This window comes from Telluria sp. BA11 (assembly GCF_056680305.1).
In genome coordinates this window covers 4,612,643-4,635,831 of record NZ_CM155275.1, presented here as the reverse complement: position 1 = coordinate 4,635,831, position 23,189 = coordinate 4,612,643, and the positions used below count along the sequence as shown (strand labels likewise).

General features: G+C 62.7%; 21 protein-coding genes and 2 tRNA genes. 7 read left to right on the top strand and 16 right to left on the bottom strand.

From position 1 onward, the window contains the following. Positions 1–472: 472 nt before the first annotated feature. Complete coding sequence (locus AC1MGT_RS20500; RefSeq protein WP_499501808.1) at positions 473–1,801, top strand: nucleotide sugar dehydrogenase; 1,329 nt, start codon at positions 473–475, stop codon at positions 1,799–1,801. A 15-nt stretch (positions 1,802–1,816) separates the two neighbouring features. Then, a complete protein-coding gene (locus AC1MGT_RS20495) occupies positions 1,817–2,947 on the top strand; it encodes a DegT/DnrJ/EryC1/StrS family aminotransferase (protein WP_499501807.1) in 1,131 nt (376 codons plus the stop codon). 25 nt (positions 2,948–2,972) lie between these two features. On the opposite strand, the gene AC1MGT_RS20490 is transcribed toward AC1MGT_RS20495, so the two are convergent. The 3 genes from AC1MGT_RS20490 to AC1MGT_RS20480 form a co-directional block, all read right to left on the bottom strand. Beyond that, entirely contained in the window at positions 2,973–4,736 is a 1,764-nt protein-coding gene (locus AC1MGT_RS20490) for an energy transducer TonB (RefSeq protein WP_499501806.1), read from the bottom strand. Positions 4,737–4,795: 59 nt separating this feature from the next. After that, entirely contained in the window at positions 4,796–5,212 is a 417-nt protein-coding gene (locus AC1MGT_RS20485; RefSeq protein WP_499501804.1) for a DUF5710 domain-containing protein, read from the bottom strand. A gap of 96 nt (positions 5,213–5,308) precedes the next feature. Next, positions 5,309–5,515, bottom strand: a complete 207-nt coding sequence (locus AC1MGT_RS20480; RefSeq protein ID WP_499501803.1) for a hypothetical protein — start codon at positions 5,513–5,515, stop codon at positions 5,309–5,311. Positions 5,516–5,684: 169 nt separating this feature from the next. Between AC1MGT_RS20480 and AC1MGT_RS20475 the strand changes: the two genes are divergently transcribed. After that, positions 5,685–6,422, top strand: coding sequence for a S24 family peptidase (locus AC1MGT_RS20475; RefSeq protein WP_499501802.1), 738 nt, complete (start codon positions 5,685–5,687; stop codon positions 6,420–6,422). Positions 6,423–6,438: 16 nt separating this feature from the next. Here AC1MGT_RS20475 and AC1MGT_RS20470 read toward each other — a convergent pair whose 3' ends face one another. Then, on the bottom strand, positions 6,439–7,326 hold the full coding sequence (locus AC1MGT_RS20470; RefSeq protein ID WP_499501801.1) for a LysR family transcriptional regulator: 888 nt from the start codon (positions 7,324–7,326) through the stop codon (positions 6,439–6,441). Positions 7,327–7,433: 107 nt separating this feature from the next. On the opposite strand from AC1MGT_RS20470, the gene AC1MGT_RS20465 reads away from it, so the two are divergent. Continuing rightward, on the top strand, positions 7,434–7,844 hold the full coding sequence (locus AC1MGT_RS20465; protein ID WP_499501800.1) for a tellurite resistance TerB family protein: 411 nt from the start codon (positions 7,434–7,436) through the stop codon (positions 7,842–7,844). A gap of 98 nt (positions 7,845–7,942) precedes the next feature. Beyond that, positions 7,943–8,983, top strand: coding sequence for a DUF4214 domain-containing protein (locus AC1MGT_RS20460; protein ID WP_499501798.1), 1,041 nt, complete (start codon positions 7,943–7,945; stop codon positions 8,981–8,983). A gap of 174 nt (positions 8,984–9,157) precedes the next feature. Here AC1MGT_RS20460 and AC1MGT_RS20455 read toward each other — a convergent pair. The 6 genes from AC1MGT_RS20455 to AC1MGT_RS20430 form a co-directional block, all read right to left on the bottom strand. After that, positions 9,158–9,234: transfer RNA gene (locus AC1MGT_RS20455), tRNA-Arg, on the bottom strand. 65 nt (positions 9,235–9,299) lie between these two features. Then, positions 9,300–9,376: transfer RNA gene (locus tag AC1MGT_RS20450), tRNA-Pro, on the bottom strand. A 79-nt stretch (positions 9,377–9,455) separates the two neighbouring features. Beyond that, entirely contained in the window at positions 9,456–10,796 is a 1,341-nt protein-coding gene (gene glmM, locus AC1MGT_RS20445) for a phosphoglucosamine mutase (protein WP_499501797.1), read from the bottom strand. A 31-nt stretch (positions 10,797–10,827) separates the two neighbouring features. After that, on the bottom strand, positions 10,828–11,676 hold the full coding sequence (gene folP, locus AC1MGT_RS20440) for a dihydropteroate synthase (RefSeq protein WP_499501796.1): 849 nt from the start codon (positions 11,674–11,676) through the stop codon (positions 10,828–10,830). Between the two features lie 109 nt (positions 11,677–11,785). Then, positions 11,786–13,669, bottom strand: a complete 1,884-nt coding sequence (gene ftsH, locus AC1MGT_RS20435; RefSeq protein ID WP_258837589.1) for an ATP-dependent zinc metalloprotease FtsH — start codon at positions 13,667–13,669, stop codon at positions 11,786–11,788. Between the two features lie 236 nt (positions 13,670–13,905). Further along, the gene (locus tag AC1MGT_RS20430; protein ID WP_499501795.1) at positions 13,906–14,553 is read right to left on the bottom strand and encodes an RlmE family RNA methyltransferase; all 648 of its coding nucleotides are present in this window, start codon (positions 14,551–14,553) and stop codon (positions 13,906–13,908) included. A 42-nt stretch (positions 14,554–14,595) separates the two neighbouring features. On the opposite strand from AC1MGT_RS20430, the gene yhbY reads away from it, so the two are divergent. Then, on the top strand, positions 14,596–15,066 hold the full coding sequence (gene yhbY / locus AC1MGT_RS20425; RefSeq protein WP_499501794.1) for a ribosome assembly RNA-binding protein YhbY: 471 nt from the start codon (positions 14,596–14,598) through the stop codon (positions 15,064–15,066). 95 nt (positions 15,067–15,161) lie between these two features. Here the strand turns inward: yhbY and AC1MGT_RS20420 are convergent, their stop codons facing one another. From AC1MGT_RS20420 to AC1MGT_RS20395, 6 genes are all read right to left on the bottom strand, one after another. Then, the gene (locus AC1MGT_RS20420; protein WP_499501792.1) at positions 15,162–15,656 is read right to left on the bottom strand and encodes a DUF4149 domain-containing protein; all 495 of its coding nucleotides are present in this window, start codon (positions 15,654–15,656) and stop codon (positions 15,162–15,164) included. After that, entirely contained in the window at positions 15,656–16,129 is a 474-nt protein-coding gene (greA, locus tag AC1MGT_RS20415) for a transcription elongation factor GreA (protein ID WP_183551119.1), read from the bottom strand. Before greA ends, AC1MGT_RS20420 begins: the two co-directional genes overlap by 1 nt. Positions 16,130–16,276: 147 nt before the next feature. Next, a complete protein-coding gene (gene carB, locus AC1MGT_RS20410) occupies positions 16,277–19,507 on the bottom strand; it encodes a carbamoyl-phosphate synthase large subunit (protein WP_499501790.1) in 3,231 nt (1,076 codons plus the stop codon). Position 19,508: 1 nt separating this feature from the next. Continuing rightward, the gene (gene carA / locus AC1MGT_RS20405) at positions 19,509–20,672 is read right to left on the bottom strand and encodes a glutamine-hydrolyzing carbamoyl-phosphate synthase small subunit (protein WP_258837584.1); all 1,164 of its coding nucleotides are present in this window, start codon (positions 20,670–20,672) and stop codon (positions 19,509–19,511) included. Between the two features lie 243 nt (positions 20,673–20,915). Continuing rightward, positions 20,916–21,326: a GlcG/HbpS family heme-binding protein gene (locus AC1MGT_RS20400; RefSeq protein WP_499501788.1), complete on the bottom strand. Its 411-nt coding sequence runs from the start codon at positions 21,324–21,326 to the stop codon at positions 20,916–20,918. An 11-nt stretch (positions 21,327–21,337) separates the two neighbouring features. Continuing rightward, positions 21,338–22,255, bottom strand: a complete 918-nt coding sequence (locus AC1MGT_RS20395) for a patatin-like phospholipase family protein (RefSeq protein ID WP_499501786.1) — start codon at positions 22,253–22,255, stop codon at positions 21,338–21,340. Positions 22,256–22,454: 199 nt separating this feature from the next. Here AC1MGT_RS20395 and AC1MGT_RS20390 point away from each other — a divergent pair, with 199 nt between their 5' ends. Then, the gene (locus AC1MGT_RS20390; RefSeq protein WP_499501784.1) at positions 22,455–23,180 is read left to right on the top strand and encodes a DUF4198 domain-containing protein; all 726 of its coding nucleotides are present in this window, start codon (positions 22,455–22,457) and stop codon (positions 23,178–23,180) included. Positions 23,181–23,189: the final 9 nt, after the last annotated feature.

The window sequence follows — 23,189 nt, the reverse complement described above, 5'->3', positions numbered from 1 at the left end:
ATCGCTGATATCCCTGAGCGCTGTTGAGTGACCTCAATCCCGCCATGCAGCCAGGATTGGATAATCAACTCGCAAATAACCGGCAATCAAATTCATGTTAATTCGATCCGTATATCAGAGTAATCGGCGCGCATTCTTTTGATAGTTTCTTGAATCAATTTCTTGGAGTGCAGCAGCTGATTTTTCAAGCGACGAAGTGATTGCCATGGCTGCTCGACATGCCGTACCGCCTGGTGGCCTCTCGCGTACAACACGGTGTCGAAATCAATCGTTTTTTTCTTTCGGTAGGGTTATTTATTTTCGCATTCCTTTATTCGGCTTCTCCCGCACCATTAGTCAGTTGATTCAAATTCAGTCATGCCGGCGTTGATTCAGGCAGAACAGCTGCAATAACACGCTGCTGCACCATCGGCCCAAGAAATTGCCGGTTTTATTCTTACCCGTATCTGCCACTGTCACTGTCGAGGAACCCATGCGAGACGATATCCATTCAGTTCACCTGGAGCAGCTGCTGACCCGGCTGCGTGAGCGCCACGCCGTAATTGGCATCATTGGCCTTGGCTACGTCGGGCTGCCACTCGCGCTGCGCTATGCGGCCGAAGGCTTTCACGTACTGGGGATCGACATCGACGCCGCCAAGGTCGATCAGCTCAACCGGGGCGAGAGCTATATCGCCCATATCAAAGGGCCGACAATCGCTGCGGCGCGCGCCGCCGGGCTGGTCGCCAGCAGCGACTTTTCGCGCGTGGTCGAAGCCGATGCGCTGATCATCTGCGTCCCCACGCCTCTCACCGCCTACCGCGAGCCCGATTTGTCGTACGTGATCGGCACGGTCGAGTCGCTACTGCCCCATATGCGCCCCGGGCAGTTGCTGTCCCTTGAAAGCACCACCTATCCCGGCACCACCGAAGAAGAACTCCGGCCCCGCCTGGAAGCACGCGGCCTGCGCGTCGGCCACGATGTGTTCCTCGTGTTCTCGCCTGAGCGCGAAGACCCCGGCAACCCCGACTTCCACACCCGGACCATCCCCAAGATTTGCGGCGGCTCGACCGACGCCTGCCTGGAAGCCGGCCTGGCCCTGTACCGGCAGGCGATCGACACCGTCGTCCCGGTCAGCTCAACCCGCGCGGCCGAGCTGACCAAACTGCTCGAAAACATTCACCGCGCCGTCAATATCGGCTTGGTCAACGAGATGAAAATCATCGCCGACCGCATGGACATCGACATCCACGAAGTCATCCGGGCCGCGGCCACCAAGCCGTTCGGCTTCACCGCCTATTATCCCGGCCCGGGCCTGGGCGGGCACTGCATCCCGATCGACCCGTTCTACCTCACCTGGAAAGCGCGCCAGTTCGGGCTGCACACCCGCTTCATCGAATTGGCCGGCGAAATCAACAGCGACATGCCGGCCTGGGTGATCGCCAAAGTGGCCGACGCACTGAACAGCCGCAGCCGCGCCGTCATGGGCAGCCGCATCCTGGTGCTGGGTATCGCGTACAAGAAAGACGTCGAAGACATGCGTGAATCACCCTCGGTGGCACTGATGGAACTGCTGCGCGCGCGTGGCGCCGTAGTCGATTATTCCGACCCCCATGTGCCGGTGTTCCCGCGCATGCGCGAGCACCACTTCGACCTGTCCAGCGTCGAACTTACACCAGCGTCGCTTGCCTCGTATGACGTGGTGCTGCTGGCGACCGGCCACACCGCCTTCGACTATGAACTCGTGCGCCAGAACGCCAGCCTGATCGTGGATACGCGCGGTGTGTTCCCGAACCGCTCGCCCAACGTCGTGCAGGCCTGAGGCCAGGGACAGCGCATGCAATCCATCGACCCGCGATCGCAGGACGAGACGTCGCGCAGCCTGATCAACAGCCGCATCCAGGCCGTTCTCGACCACGGCCAGCGCACCATGGGGCCTGAAGTCGCCGAACTCGAGCAACGTCTGGCCGACTACACGGGCGCGCACCATTGCATCACCGCGTCCTCTGGCACCACGGCACTGGCAATCGCCCTGATGGCCATTGGCGTCGGGCCAGGTGACGACGTCATCACCACACCGTTTGCCGCCAGTGCAGCAGCCAAGGCGATCGTGCTGGTCGGCGCCAGGCCCGTGTTCGCCGACATCGAGCGCGCCACGTGCACGCTCGATCCGCAGCTGATCGAAGGAGCGATCACACCGGCCACGCGCGCGATCATCCCGGTCTCGCTGTACGGCCAGTCACCCGACATGGACGCCATCAATGGCGTCGCGGCCCGCCACGGGCTGGCCGTGATCGAAGACGGCGCACAGAGTTTTGGCGCCACCTACCGTGGGCGCCAGAGCGGCAATCTGTCAACAATCGGCTGCACCAGTTTTTTTCCGACCAACCCTCTCGGTTGCTATGGCGATGGCGGCGCTCTCTTCACGAACGACGATGCGCTCGCCGGCGCGATGCGCGACATTCGCGTGCACCGTCAGGCGCGGCGCCATGCGCCTCACCGTTGTGGCCACGACGCGTGCATGGAGACGCTCCAATGCGCGATCGTGCTGGCCAGGCTGGAACGGTTCGATTGGGACATCAGGCAGCGCCGCCGCATCGCGGCTGCGTACGACGAGATGCTGCAGCCGCACTTGCCCGTCATTGGCTGCCGGTCCGACCGCACCAGTGCCTGTGCGGGGTATGCGGTGCTGGTCGAGCAGCGCGAGCAGGTGCGCGCCATCCTGGCGCATGCCGGCGTCCCGACCGCCGTGCACTACCCAGTACCGGTCCACCGGCAACCTGCCTACGCCAAGCTGGCAGCCGATGCGTCATGCCCCGTCGCTGACGCGATGGCAACGTCCCTGCTGAGTTTACCGATCGGACCGCACCTGGCGGCGGCAAATGTCCGTCATGCCGTCCAGTGTCTGCTGCACGCGACGGGGCCGCTGCAAGCGCGGGTCGTGGAACCGGTCGAGCTGCAGGGGTGACGCGACGACGATCGACCGGATGGCGTCAGCGCATCTCTTCGACGAGCTTGAGTCCCTCGGCAAAGCGCCAGACACGGCGTATCTCGATCACATCGAAGTTCGCGGCGACGTTCGGCGGAAACGCGGCGTAGCGGGCGTTCAGGCGCACGAATCGGCGCACGGCATCGTCCATATCGGCGCGGCCGCTTGAACGCACGATCGTGATCTCGTCGATACTGCCGTCGCTGCGCAACGATACGCTCACCAGAGGATCGATGCGTACGTCGCGCAGCGACAGGCGCGCGCCGCCGAGCACCGCGTTGCGCTCGAGTTTCTGGCGCACGCTGTCGACGTACAAGCGCAGCGGCGCATCGCGCTCGCCGCCGTCGGCCACCACACGGCGATTGCCGGCAGGCCGGTCGCGCGGCAAGCCGGAGGCGTCCACATTCGGGATCGTTACCCCGCGCAGCAACTCGCGTGCGCGATTGCCGGGCAAGCCAGCCATGGCGCCCGGCCCCGCTTGCATGCCTGCCCCGCTGCCGGTGCCTACGCCAGCGCCAACGCCGTCCGTGCGCGCGGCGGCAGCGCCGCCAGCGGCTGGTCCTGCGCCTGCCCCCGCAGCCGGTCCGGGAGCTTGCGCCTGCAAGCGCTGCGCCGCCTGACGGGCCGCTTCTTGGGCAGCGCCCCGTGCCAGCCGCTCGGCGTCCACGCGAGCCTGCTCGGCCGCTTGCTGGCGTGCGCGCTCCTCGGCCAGCCTGCGCTGCGCCAGGTCCTCGACGCGCTGACGCTCGTCCGCTTGTTGGCGCGCCTGTTCCTCGGCCAACCTGCGCTGTGCCAGTTCCTCGGTGCGCTGGCGCTCGGCTGTCTCCTGCACCACGCGCCGCGCGGCATCCTCGGCGCGCTGGCGTGCTTGTAACTGCGCCTGCGCCAGGGCTTCCTGCGTTGCCGCTTCCTGCGCCGCGCGCTGTGCAGCCAGATCGCGCGCCACGACGGCCTGTCGTTCACGCTCCAGCAGCGCCTCCCGATCGCGCAGCGCTTGCTGCTGCTGCGCTTGTTGCTGCTGCTCGGCGAGCCTGCTTGCCTCGGCGGCGTTGCGTTGCGCCTCCACCTGTGCCTGTGCCAGCCGCGCCTGCTCCTGCTCTCGCTGCAAGGCAAGCTCCTGCTGCAGCGCTTGCTCACGCTCTGCGCGCTCCGCCTCGGCATCCACGACAGGTTCCGGGGTGACTGGTATCTCGCTGATCGCCACTTCCTCGGGCGAGTCGACCGGTTCGACAACCGTTGGCGGCGAACCGGCGTTAACCTCGGGTAATGGCACCGCGACAGCAAACTCGGACTCCGGATTCGCTTCGATGGCAATCACGGGCGTTGTCACGTCGCGCAGAACACGCTTGGGCGCAATTGGCGCCGGCCGACGCGGACGTGGCTTCGGCTCCGCTGCAATCTGCGCAACCGGGGGTGGCGGCGGTGGGGGTGGCAGATCGACCAGCTGCAAGCCGCGCGCAGGCGCAGGCACTGGTGTTTGCGGGACAGCGGCAACGGGCAGCGCCGGCTGGACAGGCGTTGGGACTGTTGGCGTGGGCACAGCAGCGACGGTTGGTGCCGGCTCAGGTACAAGTGCTGGCAGAGGAAGAGACGCAGGGGCTAGCACAATGCTGAGCGGTCCCCCACCGCCGGCATCGCTGCCCGGCACCCCAAACTGCAGCGACAACAGCAAGGCATGCAGCAGCACCGAAATGGCAATACCACCGACCAGGCGCCGGTTGCTGCGGGCGTGGCCGGCGCGGCGCGTGCTGGCGGTCGCAGGATGCATGGCGTCGTTGGGAGGTATTGTCAGGCTTGCATCTTAGCGTTAACGCGGCCGTATGGCGATCACGCCGCCTTGCCGGGCGTTCGAATACTGGACGTGCCCGGCATGCCGCCAACCAATGCTGCCAGGCTGGTGCGTGCCTGCCACCATGGCGTGCCTTCCAGTGTCTGCATGCAGCTCGGGCATTCTTCAAGTGGATTGCAATCGTGGTCAAGCGCCACGTAATTCACGCCAACCACCGTCTTCCCTTGATAGCTGTCCACCCGCCCGGAACCCGCCTTGGCGCCAGGCCTGGCTGCACCGCCGGCTGAGGCAGATGCCGAGGTGGATGCAGACGCAGAAGCAGCATCAATCCACTTGGCAAACGGCTCAGTGGCGACACCATCGGCCACATACCAGCGGCGACGGGTGGGATTCCAGCGGGCGCCGAGCGCCTTGGCGGCGTCCTTTTCGGCGTAGGGGACGGTGAGAAAAACCATGTGCGAACTGCTCCGGGATCGATATGCTTGCGGATTGCTATTCTACCGCGCCGGGCTGGTCACCGGACCGAGCGAGGCACGCCAACCAGCACGACATCAAGGTTCCTTTTGGCGCCTTGCCCATGCCGCATCGCTGTCGCGCTGCTCGCGGCGATCCTTGCGCCATGTATATAGCAAATTGCCGATGGTGCTCAGCAAGGCGCTGAACATGCCGATCAGCGCGCCGATATCTGTCAGCGTCAAGTCGGTGGCCAGTCCGGCCAGGTTGGCGTCCATCAGACGCTGCAATGTTTCAATGATCATCGTGTCTCCCCTGTGCTTGCGGCGGTACCTGCACCGGCAAGCCCACGCCTACCCTGCGCCACATCAATGCGATGTATGAAAGTATAGGAAAACTATACCACAGCAGTAAAGAAAAGCTATACTTCAATGTATAGATTTCCTTTACCATACGCATATGGACCTTCAAACAATGATTGCTAACTGGGTGAAAGAAGCGCGCACCGCCGCCGGCTTGTCGGGCACGGCACTGGGCGCCCGTCTTGCGCTCGAACTCGGTACCGACCGCGGCCATACCAAGGCCAACATCTCGCACTGGGAAAATGAAAAGCACAGTCCCAACCTGAAACAGTTGCTGGCGATCTCCAGGGTGACCGGCTGCCGCCTTCCGGCCGAGATCCTCGCGCCGCTGGGTGGTGGCCCGGCAAATAACAGCGGCGCCCTGCACGGCCTGCCTGGACTGACCGGGTTACCCAACGCATTGCGCGTAGTGGCCGAAGGCGATGACGATGCCTTCGTGCCCATTCCAATGGTTAAGCTGCGCCTGTCAGCCGGCATCACCGGGTACCGGGCCGAACCGGAAGCACGCGATGGCGGCACGCTCGGCATGCGCCGCACCTGGCTGGAGCGCAACCAGTACAGTCCATCGCATCTGATTGCGATCTACGTCAAGGGTGAAAGCATGGAGCCATCGCTGTACGCTGGCGACATCGTCGTCATCAACACGCTCGACACCAAGCCAGTTGCCGGCGCCGTGTTCGCGTTCAATGTTGAGGGCGAAGCCGTCGTCAAGCGACTGGCGCGCGAGGCAGCCCAGTGGTGGCTCACCTCCGACAACCCGGACCAGCGCACCTACCACCGCAAGCTGTGTCAGGGCGACGAATGCATCGTGATCGGCCGTGTCGTGCGCAAGGAAAGCGACCGCATCTGACAAGCGCCGCCGGCTGTCAGGCAAACACCTGCGGCGCCCGTTCCAGTATCCGCCGCAGCGCCGGATGATGTACCCGGCGCTCGACGGTCACGGCATAGACCTGCTCGACAATGGCGTCGATCACCCCCACCGGCGCTAGCCCGTATTGCGCGCACAATGCGTCCGCAAGCACGGTCGGGGCCGCCATGAAGCCCGCACCGGCGCCGGCAAAGGCGCCCAGGAGCGCCCCGTCATCGAATTCGCCGACAACAATCGGGCGCAAGCCCTGCGCCTCGAGCCAGGCCATCAACTGGCTGTGCAGGGCCGCACCCTGGCCCGGCATCAGGAACGGCGCGCCTTTCAGGCGCTGCGGAAATTCGCCGGCCCAGTGCTGGCACACGTCGGGGTGCGCCACGACCGTCACGGTGCTCGATCCGAGCAGATGACTGTGGCCGCGCACGGCGCCGCCGGGCGGCAAACCCTGGTCCGAGATCAGCAGGTCGAGCCGGTGCGCGCTGAGGTCTTCCATCAGGTCGCCAAAACGCCCTTCGCGACAGACCAGGTGCATGGCGAGCCCTGCATCGCGCGCAGGTTGCAGTAGCCGGAAGGCCATCGTCTTGGCGATCACATCGCACAGGCCTACCCGCAGTGTCTCGGTCTCGGTGAACAAACCACGCCGCACCGCCTGCTCCAGTTCATTGCCGAGGCTGAAGATCTGGTCCGTATAGCGCAGGACGGTCTTGCCAGCTTCGGTCAGCACCAGCCCGCGCCCCTTCTTGCGCAGGAGTTCCTCACCAAACTGGTCTTCCAGCAACTGCAACTGCGTGCTGATCGCTTGCGCCGAGACGTGCAACTGCTCGGCCGCGCGCACGACGCTACCAGCCGTGGCGACTGCATGAAAGTACTGCAGGTGCTTGTAGTTCATTCGCCGTTACCACCAAAAATATTGAGAATTGCTAAAGATTATTCGATTTTACTTTAGCATTGCGCAACCGTATATTGGTGACTCAGTTCACATGAAGCGAGGAAGCAATGAGAAATTACTCAACCGACAGTCCCAAGGCCATGAGCCGCCTGCTGGCCCTGGCGATGATCGCCGACGGCCGCCTGGCGCCCCAGGAGCTCAAGACGCTGCACCGCAGCGGCGTACTCGAGGTATTGGGCGTGAGCGAAGACACGTTCGACGATGCCGCCGGCGAGCTGACCCAGGATCTGCTGGCCCACAGCACGAACCACGCTGCCGGCATGGTCGAAATCGAACCGGCGACGATCGACGCGCTGCTGGACGAAGTGCAGGATCCGGCGCTGCGCGCGCTGGTGCTCAAGGGCATGCTCGAGATCGTCAGGGCCGACCAGATGATCGATCACCGCGAGCGTCGCCTGCTACGCCGCGCGCTGGCGGCCTGGGGTGACGGCACCGAGCCGTTCCCGGCCGCCGCGTGACGACCGCACCGCAGCGCGCTTACAAAGCGTAACCATGTCGGCGGATTGGCGGATGTGGCCCAGCCTATAATCGGACATCCCAATGCCCGAGGCCTGCCATGTCCGCCTACCCCACGCTGGATTTTCTGGATGACCTGACCCGGTCGGAAATGAACTGGGCCTGGCGCCTCGACCTCGACCCCGTGCGGGACCCCGAACTCGGCCAGTTCTACGGCCGCACCGCCCGCTACAGCACGACCGATCCGTATGCGGGCGAGGACGATATCTTCGTGTTCCATGCCACCGCCGGCATGGGTTACACGGTGCAAAGCGGCAGCTACCACGATCCCTTCCAGCTGCGCATCTACGACGACGCCGGCAATGCGATTGCTGCAGACGACGGCAGTGGTGCCTACGGCTACGATTACGCAGCGTTCACCGCGGCCTATACCGGCTGGTACTACATCAATGCCTCATGGGATCAGGATTATTACGACACCTATGCCAGCGTGAACGTGTACGAGAGCCGCTTGCCCGCAACCACCCGGATCATCGGCACGGACGCGCACGACACCTTGTACGGCACGCGCACGAATGACATCGTCGATGGCGGCGCCGGCATCGATACCTTCGTGCTGGAAGGCCGACGCAACGAATACACCGTCAGCCTGCGCGATGGCGCGATTACCGTGACCGATCTGGTCGGCTACGACGGCACCGATATCCTGCGCAGCGTCGAGCGCCTGTCATTCGACGATGGCGCCTTCATCTCGTATGAAACGCAGGGCTTTCCTGCCGAGGCTTACCGCCTGTACCAGGCTGCATTTGATCGCACGCCCGACGCGGGCGGCCTGGGGTACTGGATCGGGCAAATGGGCCAGGGCCAGTCGTTGAGGTCAGTGGCGCAGGCATTCGTCGACTCGCCCGAATTCAAGAGCCAATACGGCGCCGCGCCGACGGACGCAGCGCTCGTCACGGCGCTCTACGCAAACGTGCTGGACCGCGCGCCGGATGCCGCCGGCTTCGCGCACTGGCTCGGCGCTCTGGAGCGTAATGCGATTACCAAGGCCGACCTGGTCGTGCAATTTAGCGAAAGCGCGGAAAACCAAGCGCAGGTCGTCGGCTCGCTGCAGGCTGGGTATGAGTTCATTGTGACGTGATGGGGAACGAGGATCACACAAGTGGTTTGCCACGCGATCAGTGAACCGCTGACCCGCATCTTTGGCCTCAGTTGCTCGCAATCCGTTAGCAACACTGGTCAGGAAGTGAGTAGCGCACTGCTGAAACAATCAACAATGGCGACTGATTAACGCTTTGAAATAATGAGGAAAATCTGGCCCGCCCTGAGGGAATCGAACCCCCGACCCACAGCTTAGAAGGCTGTTGCTCTATCCGACTGAGCTAAGGGCGGTGCAAAACGATGAGACCGGAAAACAAAACAGGCCGTCGATGACGGCCTGTTTTGATGAATCTTGCTGGTCGGAGTACAAGGATTCGAACCTTGGACCCCCTGGTCCCAAACCAGGTGCGCTACCGGGCTGCGCTACACTCCGCCGTGGGCAACATTATATGCCAATCATTCGCGAAGCGCCAGCCCTTGTGGGTTCAATTCCAGCGCACCGCTCGCACTATTTATGCCGACAACTTGGCCGCGATGCGGCGTGCAAGGCTGTCAGCAAGTTCCGCCTCTTTCGCCTCGACCATCACCCGGATCAATGGCTCGGTGCCCGATGCACGGATCAGCACGCGGCCGTTGTCGCCCAGCTCGCGCTCGACCGCTTCCTTCTCGGCAACCATCGCCGGATCGGCGGTCCAGTCGAAGCCCGGCGCGACTTTCTTGTTGATCAGGGTTTGCGGGAACAACGTCAGCTCGTTGCAGCATTCGGCCAGCGACTTGTTGCCGCGTACCAGCGCCGACAGCACTTGCAGGGCCGAGACGATGCCGTCGCCAGTGGTGTGCTTGTCCAGTGCCAGCAGGTGGCCCGAACCTTCTCCGCCGAACAGCCAGCCACGCTCCCTCATGACTTCGAGCACGTAGCGGTCGCCCACCTTGGCGCGCGCAAAGCCGATGCCCATTTCCTTGAACGCCACTTCGAGCGCCATATTGGTCATCAGGGTGCCCACGGCGCCGGCCACGGGGCCGGTGCTCATGCGGTCGCGCACCATCACGTACAAGAGCTCGTCGCCGTTGTAGACGCGGCCGGTGGCGTCGACCATGATCAGGCGGTCGGCGTCGCCGTCGAGCGCGATGCCCAGGTCGGCCTTGTTGGCGACGACAGCTTCGGACAGCGCTTGCGGCGCGGTGGCGCCAAAGCCGGCATTGATGTTGAAGCCGTCTGGCTGTGCGCCAATGGAAATAACTTCGGCGCCCAGTTCATGGAACACGTGCGGGGCGATGTTGTAGGCCGCGCCATGGGCGCTGTCGACGACGATCTTCAGGCCTCGCAGATCGAGCTCGTTCGGGAACGTGCTCTTGCAGAATTCGATGTAGCGGCCTTGAGCGTCGCGCAGGCGCGATACGCGGCCCAGCTTGTCGGACGACACGCAGCCCATCGGCTGGTCGATTGCATCTTCGATTTCCAGTTCGACCGAGTCTGGCAGCTTGGTGCCATGGCCGGAGAAGAACTTGATGCCATTGTCCTGGAACGGGTTGTGCGATGCGGAGATCACGACGCCGGCCTGCAGGCGCAGCGCGCGCGTCAGGTAAGCGATGGCCGGGGTCGGCATCGGGCCGGCCAGCATGACGTCGACGCCGGCAGCCGAGAAGCCAGACTCCAGCGCTGCTTCGAGCATATAGCCCGAGATACGCGTGTCCTTGCCGATCAGGACGACGGGCCGGCCGCTGCTCGATTTTTTGCCCTTTGCCAGCACGGTGCCGGCAGCGTAGCCAAGACGCATGACGAAATCAGGGGTGATTGGTGCTGCGCCCACGAGGCCGCGAATGCCATCGGTGCCGAAATATTTCCGTGCCATCTAGTTCTCTTTTCTCTTATTGAAACGAATTTTATGAATGCATGGCCGCGTGCCATACCTTCAGCGCATCGACCGTCTCCGCAACATCATGCACACGCACGATTCTAGCGCCCTGCGCTACCGCAGCCAATGCCGCGCCGACACTACCGGCGGTGCGCTGCTCGACCGGACGGCCGGTGACGGCACCGATCATCGATTTGCGTGACATGCCGGCCAGCACCGGCAAGCCAAGTTCATCCCGGATGCGGCCCAGGCCGCGCAGCAACGCGTAGTTGTGCTCGACCGTCTTGCCGAAGCCAAAGCCCGGGTCGACGCAGATGCGGCTGCGCTCGATGCCGGCCGCCGTCATCGCGTCAATCCGTGCTTTAAGGAACGCAATCACGTCACCCACGACGTCATCATACTGGGGCGCCTGCTGCATCGTGGCTGGCGTGGCTTGCATGTGCATCACGCACAGGCCGCAGTCGCTGTCCTGCACCGCTTCCAGTGCGCCCGGTGTGCGAAAGCCGTTGACGTCGTTGATCATGTCGGCGCCGGCGATCAGCGCTTCGCGCATCACGTCAGGCTTGGTCGTATCGACCGACAGCGCGACGTCCAGCGTGCGCAGGGCGTACAGCGTCGGCATCACCCGGCGCAGTTCTTCATCGAGGGGCACGCCAGGCGAGCCAGGGCGGGTTGACTCACCGCCGATGTCGATCATCGTGGCGCCATCGCGGATCATGGCTTCGGCGTGCGTCAGCGCGAATTCCAGGCCCTGATAGCGACCGCCGTCGGAAAACGAATCCGGCGTGATGTTCAGAATGCCCATCACGACGGGCTCGAGGAACGCGGCGCCATCGAGCGCGAAGCTGAACTGCCCGCATTGGAGTGTCTTGTTCATGGTGTCAGTAGTGCGGGCGCTGCAGGCTGCTCAGTAAGTCAAAGCAGCAAGCGGGCGCCATCATGAAAAAAGGCACCCTTGCGGGTGCCTTCGTGGGGTAGCGCGAGCGTCAGGCTGGTGCGGTGGCGTTTGGTGCCACACCACCAGGGCCGCTGTCGCCTGGCGGCGTGCGCTTGGTCAGCACCGTCGTCGGCTTGCGTGGCTCCTGGCCAGCCATGATGTCGTTGATCTGGTCTGCATCGATGGTTTCCCAGTCGAGCAGCGCCTTCGTCATCATCTCGACCTTGTCGCGGTTTTCTTCCAGCAGGCGACGCGCCAGGGCGTACTGCGTGTCGAGGATCGCGCGGATCTCGGCGTCCACCTTTTGCTGGGTCGCTTCCGAAATGGTCTTGGTGGCGCCGCCGAAGAAGCCTTCGTTCTCGCTGTCTTCGTAGACCATCACGCCCATGCTGTCGGACATGCCGAAGCGGGTCACCATCGAACGCGCCAGCTTGGTAGCACGCGAGAAGTCATTCGATGCGCCGGTGGACATCTGGCCCACAAAAATCTCTTCGGCAATCCGGCCACCGAACAGGATCGAGATTTCTTCGAGCATCTTGTCTTTGTAGCCAGACAGTGCGTCGTGCTCAGGCAGCTGCCAGGTCAGGCCAAGCGCATAACCGCGTGGCATGATCGTGACCTTGTGCACTGGATCAGCCTTTGGCAACAGCTTGGCGATCACCGCGTGGCCCGACTCATGGTAGGCCGTGTTGCGGCGCTCTTCCTCGCGGATGACCATCGACTTGCGTTCCGGACCCATGAAGATCTTGTCTTTCGCATCTTCGAAATCGATCATTTCGACCAGACGCTTGCTGCGGCGGGCTGCAAACAGCGCCGCTTCATTGACCAGGTTCGCCAGATCAGCGCCCGAGAAACCAGGCGTACCGCGGGCCAGGATGTCGGACTTGACGTCGGTGCCGATTGGCACTTTGCGCATGTGCACGTTCAGGATCTGTTCACGGCCACGGATGTCCGGCAGGCCCACCATCACCTGGCGGTCGAAACGGCCCGGACGCAGCAGCGCTTTATCGAGCACGTCGGCGCGGTTGGTCGCAGCGATGACGATCACGCCCGATTGTGCTTCGAAGCCATCCATCTCGACCAGCAGCTGGTTCAGCGTCTGTTCGCGCTCGTCGTTGCCGCCACCCATGCCAGCGCCGCGGTGACGACCGACAGCGTCGATCTCGTCAATGAAGATGATGCAAGGCGAATGCTTTTTAGCATTTTCGAACATGTCACGGACACGGCTGGCACCGACGCCGACGAACATCTCGACAAAGTCGGAACCCGAAATCGAGAAGAACGGCACTTTGGCTTCGCCGGCAATGGCGCGGGCCAGCAGCGTCTTACCGGTACCCGGAGGACCGACCATCAGCACGCCGCGCGGGATACGGCCGCCCAGTTTCTGGAACTTGGTTGGATCGCGCAGGAAGTCGACGATCTCGGAAACTTCTTCTTTGGCTTCATCGCAACCGGCGACGTCCGAGAACGTCACGGTGTTGTTGGTTTCGTCAAGCATGCGTGCCTTCGACTTGCCGAAGGAGAACGCGCCGCCCTTGCCGCCACCCTGCATCTGACGCATGAAGAATACCCACACGCCGATCAGCAAAAGCATCGGGAACCACGAGATGAAGACCTGTTGCAGGAACGAAGGCTCTTCTGGTGGCTTGACATCGAAGCGCACGCCGTATTCGCGCAGGTCGCCGATCAGGCCACGGTCGAGACCGGTGGCGGTCGCGCGCACCTTGGTGTCATCAGCGCGCGTGGCGGTGATGTTGGTGCCCTCGATCAGGACTTCCTTGATGCGGCGCGACTTCACTTCATCGAGCAACTCGGAATAAGCGATGGTCTTGCTGCCGCCAGCGACGCTGTGGGTGTCAAACTGCTTGAACAGCATGAACAACAGCAGCGCGACGACCACCCAGATGGCGGATTTGGAAAACATATTATTCACGAGCACTCCTCCGATGCGTACGCATCTCTACCGATTTCAGTATTCTGATTTTACCCGCAATAGGCCAACGCTGCCACGCAACTCCAGCCGTAGTGTCGAAATACCATCGAATGACTGTCTTATTCATTCCCGACATTGCCGACCGCCCGAAACGCAGTCGCAATACAAGGGATCACGCGGCAGATGTGGTGGCCGCGCGGCTGAATTTCAAGGGGCGATCTGTCACCACACGCCAATTACACACTCGGATTTTTCAGACCCCTGCCCAGCAGGAAAATCTCGGACGATTTATCGCGGCTGGCCTTCGGTTTGATTTGCTTCACGGTCGTAAACTCGAGGCGGAATTTCTCCAGAATCTGGGTAAAACCCATGTCCTTGAAACACTTCACCAGCAGCGCGCCGCCCGGCTTCAGATGCGCCTGCGAGAATTCGATTGCCAGATCGATCAGATGTTCCATGCGCGCGGCGTCGGCGTGGCCGATACCCGACAGGTTCGGCGCCATGTCCGACAGCACCACGTCGACCTTGCGATCGGCCAGCACGACGTCGAGCTGCGTCAGCACGTCTTCTTCGCGGAAGTCGCCCTGGATATATTGAACATCGGCGACCGGTTCCATTGGCAAAATATCCAGACCGATGATGGTGCCGTGAATGCCGCCGCCGTCCTTGCCGGCCAGCTTGCGCCGCGTGTACTGGGCCCAGCTGCCTGGTGTGCAGCCAAGGTCGACAACAACATTGCCCGACTTGATGAGTTTCTCGGCCTCGTCGATTTCTTTCAGTTTGTAGGCGGCACGGGCGCGGTAGCCCTCTTTTTGCGCGAGTTTGACATAGGGATCGTTAATATGGTCGTGTAACCAGTTTTTGTTTAATTTGTTCTTGGCCATTCGCGTAGAATACTGCTTTTATAGGTCCATCAAAAATTTATTATGCTTAAACTCACTCCGGCCGAGCGCAGTGCTCTGCGCGCAGAAGCCCACGGGCTCAATCCTGTTGTCATGATCGGCGCCGACGGCCTGACCGAATCCGTGATGAAGGAAGTCGCCAACAGCCTCGACTCGCACGGCCTGATCAAGGTGCGCGTGTTCGGTGACGACCGCGAAGCGCGCGTTGCCATGTACGACAAGATCAGCGCCGACCTCCAAGCGGCCCAGGTCCAGCACATCGGCAAGCTGCTGGTGCTGTACCGTCCGAAGGTCGAGACGGCCAAGGAACGCAGCAGCAAGGCCGGCCCGGGCATGCGCGAAGTCACGATCGTCAAGGCCAGCGCCAGCGGCACCAAGAAGCCGAGCGTCACCAAGGTCATGCTCAAGGGTAACGAGCGCGTGACGGCAGGCGGCAACATCAAGCGTGCCAAGCCGCGTCAGACCAGCTCCAAGAAGAGCTCGCTGAACAAGTAAAAAAACCGGGGCAACCCGGTTTTTTTACGTCCGCACCATCACGCGTTCAACCGGTGACGGCGAGACGCTGCACTCAAACAGAAGCCAGGGTCAAATTACCGCAACTTCAACAGTAACCATGCCCCCAGTACACTCTGGATCATGTGGAACACTTGCGACACCCCATGCATGACCGCAAACTGCGTCCAGTACGGCGACGCACGCACCCCGGCCTCACCGGCCAGTGCGCGCAAATGCGCCATTCCGGGCTGCAAGCCCACGAAAATCACCAGCGCGCACGCCAGCATCGCGATCACGAGCCAGCCGAGAAAGCGCCGGCTCTGCGGGGCGAGGTCGGTCGAGCGCCACAGCAACAGCGCCAGTACGACCGCACAGCCGATCGACAGCCACGCCTGGCGCGTGAGCAGCACGGCCACCAGATCGCCGGCCTGCCCGCTGCCGAGCACCTTGAACGCCGCCGGCGCGGCGATATAGCCCAGCGCCCACAGGCTGCCGGTCCACAGCGCCGCCACCAGCAGGCGCGCCGCGGGCAGGCGCCCTGCCCGGCCTGGTGCCTGACCTGCTGCGAGCCCCTGCGCGCCGCTGTCCATCAGATGTAGCGAACTTCCAGGATTTCGTATTCGCGCGGGCCGGACGGCGCCTGCACTTCAACGACGTCGCCGGCGTATTTGCCGATCAGCGCGCGCGCGATTGGCGACGTGATCGAGACCTTGTTCATCTTGAGGTCGGCTTCATCCATGCCGACGATCTGGTACGTGACCTTCTGGCTCGAATCGAGGTCTTCCAGGTCGACGGTGGCGGCGAACACCACGCGGCCTTCGGCGTCGAGCGTGGTCGGATCGATCACCTGCGAGGTGCTCAGCTTGCTTTCCAGCTCGGCGATACGGCCTTCGACGAACGCCTGACGCTCCTTGGCGGCATCGTATTCGGCGTTCTCGGACAGGTCGCCATGCGAACGCGCTTCGGCGATCGCGTCGATCACGCTGCGGCGTTCCTTCGTCTTGAGCTGGTGCAGCTCTTCTTTCAGGAGTTCTGCGCCGAATTTGGTCAGTGGTGTGGTCATGGTTCTCTGCTTGGTTTGTTTGACGGGTCCGCCGGGGCGGATAGTACCAACGCGACAAGAAAGCGAAAACCACAGAGGCACGCGGCGCCAAGGCCGCGCGAGCTCTGTGGTTGACTGGACTTCCAGTGTGACGGGTACTGCGTCTGCTTAGTTTAAGGTTTTATGCAGACCTTGTAAATCATACACACGCAGTTCGTCGATATGCGGCATGCCCTCGATGGCCGCTTCGGCGCCGGCGATCGTCGTGTAGGTCACCACGTGGGCGGCCAGTGCCGACGTACGGATCGCGCGCGAGTCGACGATGGCACTGCGCTTTTCTTCGACGGTGTTGACGACCATGACGATTTCGCGGTTCTTGATCATGTCGACGACGTGCGGACGGCCTTCCAGCACCTTGTTCACGGCGCGCACCGGAATCCCGGCGGCCGCGATCACGGCGGCCGTGCCCTTGGTTGCGACCAGGTCGAAGCCCAGCGCCACCAGGTCACGTGCCACGCTCGTTGCGCGCGGCTTGTCGGACGACTTCACCGACAGGAACACGGTGCCCGAACGCGGCAGCTTGATGCCGGCTGCCAGCTGCGACTTGACGAAGGCTTCGCCGAAGGTCATGCCTACGCCCATCACTTCGCCGGTCGATTTCATCTCGGGGCCCAGGATGGTGTCGACGCCCGGGAATTTCACGAACGGGAACACGACTTCCTTCACGCTGAAGAATGGCGGGATCACTTCCTTCGTGATGCCCTGCTGCGCCAGCGTCTGGCCAACCATGCAGCGCGCGGCGATCTTCGCCAGCTGCAGGCCGGTGGCTTTCGACACGAACGGCACGGTACGCGACGCACGTGGGTTTACTTCCAGCACAAAAACAGTATCAACTGTTTGGCCGTTTTCTTCCTTCTGCTGGATCGCGAACTGCACGTTCATCAGGCCAACCACGTTCAGGGCCTTGGCCATCAGCGAGGTCTGGCGCTTGAGCTCATCGATCGTCGCTTGTGTCAGCGAGTACGGTGGCAGCGAGCAGGCCGAGTCGCCCGAGTGCACGCCAGCCTGTTCGATGTGTTCCATCACGCCGCCGATGAAGGTGGCTTCGCCGTCCGAGATGCAGTCGACGTCGACTTCGATGGCGTCGTTCAGGAAGCGGTCGAGCAGCACCGGCGAATCGTGCGAGACCTTGACCGCTTCGCGCATGTAGCGCTCGAGGTCACGCTGCTCATGGACGATTTCCATCGCGCGGCCACCCAGCACGTACGATGGACGCACGACCAGCGGATACCCGATTTCTTCGGCCAGCGCCAGCGCGTCGGCTTCGGTGCGGGCGGTGCGGTTTGGCGGCTGGCGCAGGCCCAGCTCTTGCAGCAGCTGCTGGAAACGCTCGCGGTCTTCGGCGGCGTCGATCATGTCCGGCGAGGTGCCGATGATCGGCACGCCGTTCGCTTCCAGGTCCAGCGCCAGTTTCAACGGGGTCTGGCCGCCGTATTGCACGATGACGCCGACCGGCTTTTCGAGCTCGACGATTTCCAGCACGTCTTCCAGCGTCAGCGACTCGAAGTACAGGCGATCCGACGTGTCGTAGTCGGTCGAAACCGTCTCTGGATTGCAGTTGACCATGATGGTCTCGTAGCCGTCTTCGCGCATCGCGAGGGCCGCGTGGACGCAGCAGTAGTCGAACTCGATGCCCTGGCCAATGCGGTTCGGGCCACCGCCCAGCACCATGATCTTCTTCTTGTCGGTCGGGTTCGACTCGCACTCTTCGTCGTACGTCGAGTACATGTACGCGGTGTCGGTCGAAAACTCGGCCGCGCAGGTGTCGACGCGCTTGTAGACCGGACGGATGTTCAGCGCATGGCGGCGCGCGCGGACTTCTTCCGGCTTCACTTTCAGCAGGAATGCCAGGCGACGGTCAGCAAAGCCTTTTTGCTTGAGCTTGTACAGCAGCGGCTTGTCCAGGCTTTCCAACGTCTGCGTTTCGAGCCACAGCTCGATGTCGACGATTTCCTTGATCTGCACGAGGAACCACGGATCGATCTTGGTCAGGTTGTGCACTTCCTCGAGCGTGAAGCCCTGGGCAAACGCATCGCCCACATACCAGATGCGGTCCGGACCAGGCTCGCCCAGCTCTTCTTCGATCTTTTCGCGGTCGCGCGTTTTTTCGTTCAGGCCATCGACGCCGACTTCCAAACCGCGCAGCGCTTTCTGGAACGATTCCTGGAAGGTGCGGCCCATGGCCATCACTTCGCCCACCGATTTCATCTGCGTGGTCAGGTGCTTGTCGGCGGTCGGGAATTTCTCGAACGTGAAGCGCGGGATTTTCACAACGACGTAGTCGATCGACGGTTCGAACGAGGCCGGCGTGGCGCCGCCCGTGATGTCGTTGCGCAGCTCGTCGAGCGTGTAGCCCACGGCCAGCTTGGCTGCGACCTTGGCGATCGGGAAGCCGGTGGCTTTCGAGGCCAGCGCCGACGAACGCGAAACGCGCGGGTTCATCTCGATGACGATCATGCGGCCGTCTTTCGGGTTGATCGCGAACTGCACGTTCGAGCCGCCCGTGTCGACGCCGATTTCACGCAGCACGTCGATCGACGCGTTGCGCAGGATCTGGTATTCCTTGTCGGTCAGGGTCTGCGCCGGTGCGACGGTGATCGAGTCGCCCGTGTGCACGCCCATCGGATCGAGGTTCTCGATCGAGCAGATGATGATGCAGTTGTCGTTCTTGTCGCGCACGACTTCCATCTCGTACTCTTTCCAACCGAGCAGCGACTCTTCGATCAGGAGCTCCGAGGTTGGCGAGGCTTCCAGGCCGCGCTTGCAGATCGCTTCGAATTCTTCTTCGTTGTAAGCAATGCCGCCGCCGCTGCCGCCCATCGTGAACGATGGACGGATGATGGTCGGGAAGCCCATCTCACGTTGCACGACCCACGATTCTTCCATCGTGTGCGCCACGCCCGAACGCGCCGAACCCAGGCCGATCTTGGTCATCGCGTTCTTGAACTTCAGGCGGTCTTCGGCCTTGTCGATCGCTTCCGGCGTCGCGCCGATCAGCTCGACGTTGTATTTTTCGAGCACGCCATGGCGGTGCAGGTCGAGCGCGCAGTTGAGCGCAGTCTGGCCGCCCATCGTCGGCAGGATCGCGTCCGGACGCTCTTTCTCGATGATGCGCTCGACGACCTTCCAGGTGATCGGCTCGATGTACGTCACATCCGCCGTTTCCGGGTCGGTCATGATCGTGGCCGGGTTCGAGTTCACCAGGATGACCTTGTAACCCTCTTCGCGCAGGGCCTTGCAGGCTTGCGCGCCGGAGTAGTCGAATTCGACGGCCTGGCCGATGACGATCGGGCCGGCGCCGATGATCAGGATGCTTTTGATATCACTACGTTTTGGCATATTATTTTTTCTCCGCTGCTTGCATCAGGCCGATGAAGCGGTCAAACAGGTAGGCGACGTCGGTCGGCCCAGGCGAGGCTTCCGGGTGACCCTGGAAGCAGAACGCCGGTTTGTCGGTACGCTCGAAACCCTGCAGCGAGCCGTCGAACAGCGACACGTGCGTGACGCGGCAGTTTGCCGGCAAGGTGGTCGGATCGACCGCAAAGCCGTGGTTCTGCGACGTGATCAACACCTTCTTGGAATCGAGGTCCTGCACCGGGTGGTTGGCGCCGTGGTGGCCGAACTTCATCTTCATGGTCTTGGCGCCGGAGGCCAGCGCCATGATCTGGTGACCGAGGCAGATGCCGAAGGTCGGGATGCCTTTTTCGATCAGCTCGCGCGAGGCGGCGATGGCGTAGTCGCATGGTTCCGGGTCGCCCGGGCCGTTGGCCAGGAAGATACCGTCCGGGTTCAGCGCCAGCGCATCGGCGGCAGTGGACTGCGCCGGCAGCACGGTGACCTTGCAACCGCGCTCGGCCAGCATGCGCAGGATGTTGCGCTTGACGCCGTAGTCGAAGGCGACCACATGGTACTGGGGATTGGTCTGCTTGCCGAAGCCTTCGCCCAGCTTCCATTCGGTTTCGGTGAATTCGTACGCGTTCTTCACCGAGACGACCTTGGCCAGGTCCATGCCAGCCAGGCCCGGGAACGAGCGCGCCAGTTCGAGCGCTTGCGCAGTCGATGGCTCGGCGCCTTGCGCAGCGGTGAGGATCGCGCCGGCCTGGGCGCCCTTCTCGCGCAGGATGCGGGTGAGCTTGCGGGTGTCGATGCCGGCAATCGCGACGACGTTCTCGGCCTTCAGGTAGTCGCCGAGCGACTGCGTCGAGCGGAAGTTGGAGGCCAGCAGCGGCAGGTCGCGAATGATGAGGCCCGCGGCGTGCACTTTCGATGCTTCCACGTCGGTCGTGTTGACGCCATAGTTACCGATGTGCGGGTAGGTCAGCGTGACGATCTGACGCGAATAGCTCGGGTCGGTAAGGATTTCCTGGTAGCCGGTCATGGCGGTGTTGAACACCACTTCGCCGGTCGTGTGACCGACGGCGCCGATGGAATAACCTTTGAAGATGGTCCCGTCGGCAAGGGCCAGAATGGCCGGAACAGAGGGGCCGGAAAAGAATGGCGGCAAGGGCAACTCCCGTAAAAGTTGCCGTAGCTGCGCCACGTCAGACCGACATCCAGCTAACCCCGCTGCACTGCTTGCGCCGGGTGTTGGAGGTCATGTTGAATGAGGGTTGGTGGGTATGCGCTACGGCGAAGTTTGAATTAGATAAACTTCCGAATTATAGCGCGTGCAGCGGCATTCGGCAATGCGGCGTTGCAGCAAATACGGGCGCTGATGATGCAAAAATCACGCGCCCGCACGCTCGATTTACGCCGCGTCCAAGGCGGCGATACCGGCTTTGGCGATTTGTACATCCTCGTTCGATTTCACGCCCGAGACACCGACGGCGCCGATCACGTGGCCATCGACGATGACGGGCACGCCGCCCTCGAGCATGCCTTCGAGCTTCGGCGCGCTGAGGAACGACATGCGGCCACCATTGATCACGTCCTCATACACCTTCGACTCGCGGCGGCCAAGTGCGGCCGTGTTGGCCTTGCTCGGTGCGATGTGGGACGAGATTGGCGGCGCGCCGTCCAGGCGTTGCTGCCACAGCAGGTGGCCGCCATCGTCGACGATGGCGATCGACACGGCCCAGCCGTTGGCGAGGGCTTCGGCTTCGGCAGCAGCGCCGATCTGTTTGGCGTCCGCCAGGGTCAGGTAAGGTTTGGTGTTCATCGTGGGCTTTCTCAGGGAACTTGCTGTTTGAGTTTCAGTTTGGCCTTGATTTGCGGCATGACGGCGGCGGCGGCCTGCTCGCCCGCCAGGATGGCCAGGTTGCGGCCACCGAAATCGCTCGAGCCCATATTGCCCAGTGCCGGCGTGATGACGACGTCGGCATCCTTGAGCTCGAAGTGATTCAGGCGCTGACCCATGATCGAGAAGGTCTGCATCAGCACGTCGAGCGAACTGGCCGTGGCTGCGCCCTCGGTCGCGCTCGAGATATTGACCGCGATGATGAAATCGGCGCCCATGTCGCGCACGTAGCGCACCGGCACCGGTGCGACCAGGCCGCCATCGACATAGCTCTTGTTGCCGATGACGACTGGCTGGAACACGCTCGGGACTGACGACGACGCACGCACGGCCATGCCGGTATTGCCGCGGCTGAACAGGATCGGCTGGCCCGTTTTCAGGTCGGTCGCCACGGCGCCGAAGCGCAGCTTCAGCTTCTCGATCGGTACGTTGTTGACGGCCTTGTTCACATAGCTCTGCAGCGCTTCGCCCTTGAGCAGGCCCGTCGATTTGCTGAACAGCGGCAACGCCCAGTCCGAGATGGTGGCCTCGTCCATGGTCATGGCCGTCTTTTGCAGCGCGAAGCCGTTCACGCCCGACGCATACAGCGCGCCGACGACCGAGCCGGCGCTGGTGCCGACGACGATTTCCGGGTAGATGCCCTGGGCTTCGAGCGCCTTGATGACGCCGATGTGGGCGAACCCGCGCGCGGCGCCGCCACCGAGGGCCAAGCCGATACGGATTTTCTTGGGAGGCAATGGCGCTGCCTTGGGGGCGGCAACGGGAGTGACGGGAGCCGGGGTCGGGGTGCTGCCGCAGGCTGCCAGCAACAGCGCGGCGCAGGCCACGAAGGAAGTACGTCGAGAGAGCATAGAGGAGGCCGATAAGAACGAGGCACGATTGTACATCGGCGCGTTCTTGATGGCATGCCCCGGCGGGCACGACGGCAAGCTGGTTATTCGGTCCGCTCGGAGCAGTTGCAAAAATGTTTTGAAATGAGAATGATTCGCATTATAATTCCTGTCGCATTACTGCCCGTCTGATCCGATCAATAACCACAAAGCGCTCACCATGAACAAGATTCTGCTCTCCTCCCTCGTCGCCATGCTGGTCGCAGCGCCTGCCGCACAGGCCCACCAAATCTGGTTCGAGCAGGACGGCAAGGCGGTCAAGCTGCAATTTGGCGAGTTTGCCCTGAACCAGCGCGAAACCACGCCGGGCCTGCTCGACAAGTTCGGCGCCCCGAGCGCGATGCTGCTGGGCGCCAAGGGCGAACGCACGCTCAAGCTGGACAAGACGGCCAAGGGTTATTTGGTCAGCGGCGCCACGCCGGCGGCGGGTGACGCGCTCGTTGCTCAGGACAATGCCTACCCGAGCTGGGAAACAGATGAGAACGGCAAGAAGCTGAACCACATCTGGGTGCCGGCCGCGCGCATGGCCACCAGCTTCGCTGCGCAGCAGCCGAAACTGACGCTCGACCTCGTCCCGACCGGCAAGACCGGCGAATTCAAGGTGTTCTACAAGGGCCAGCCGCTGCCGAAAGCGAAGGTCAATGCCATCGTCCAGAGCGGCTGGGCGAAAGAAGCGGAGTCGGATGACAGCGGCGTCGTCAAGTTCGACATGCCATGGAAAGGCCTGTATGTGCTGGAGACCGAGCACACCGACAAGACGGCGGGCGAGCGCGCCGGCCTGCAATATGCAACGTCGAGCTACACCACGTCGCTGAGCGTCGTGCAGCCAAAGGGCATCGCAGCCGTCCCGGCTGGTCCGGCCATGGCCCCAAGCGCCGATCACTGATCCGGCTGA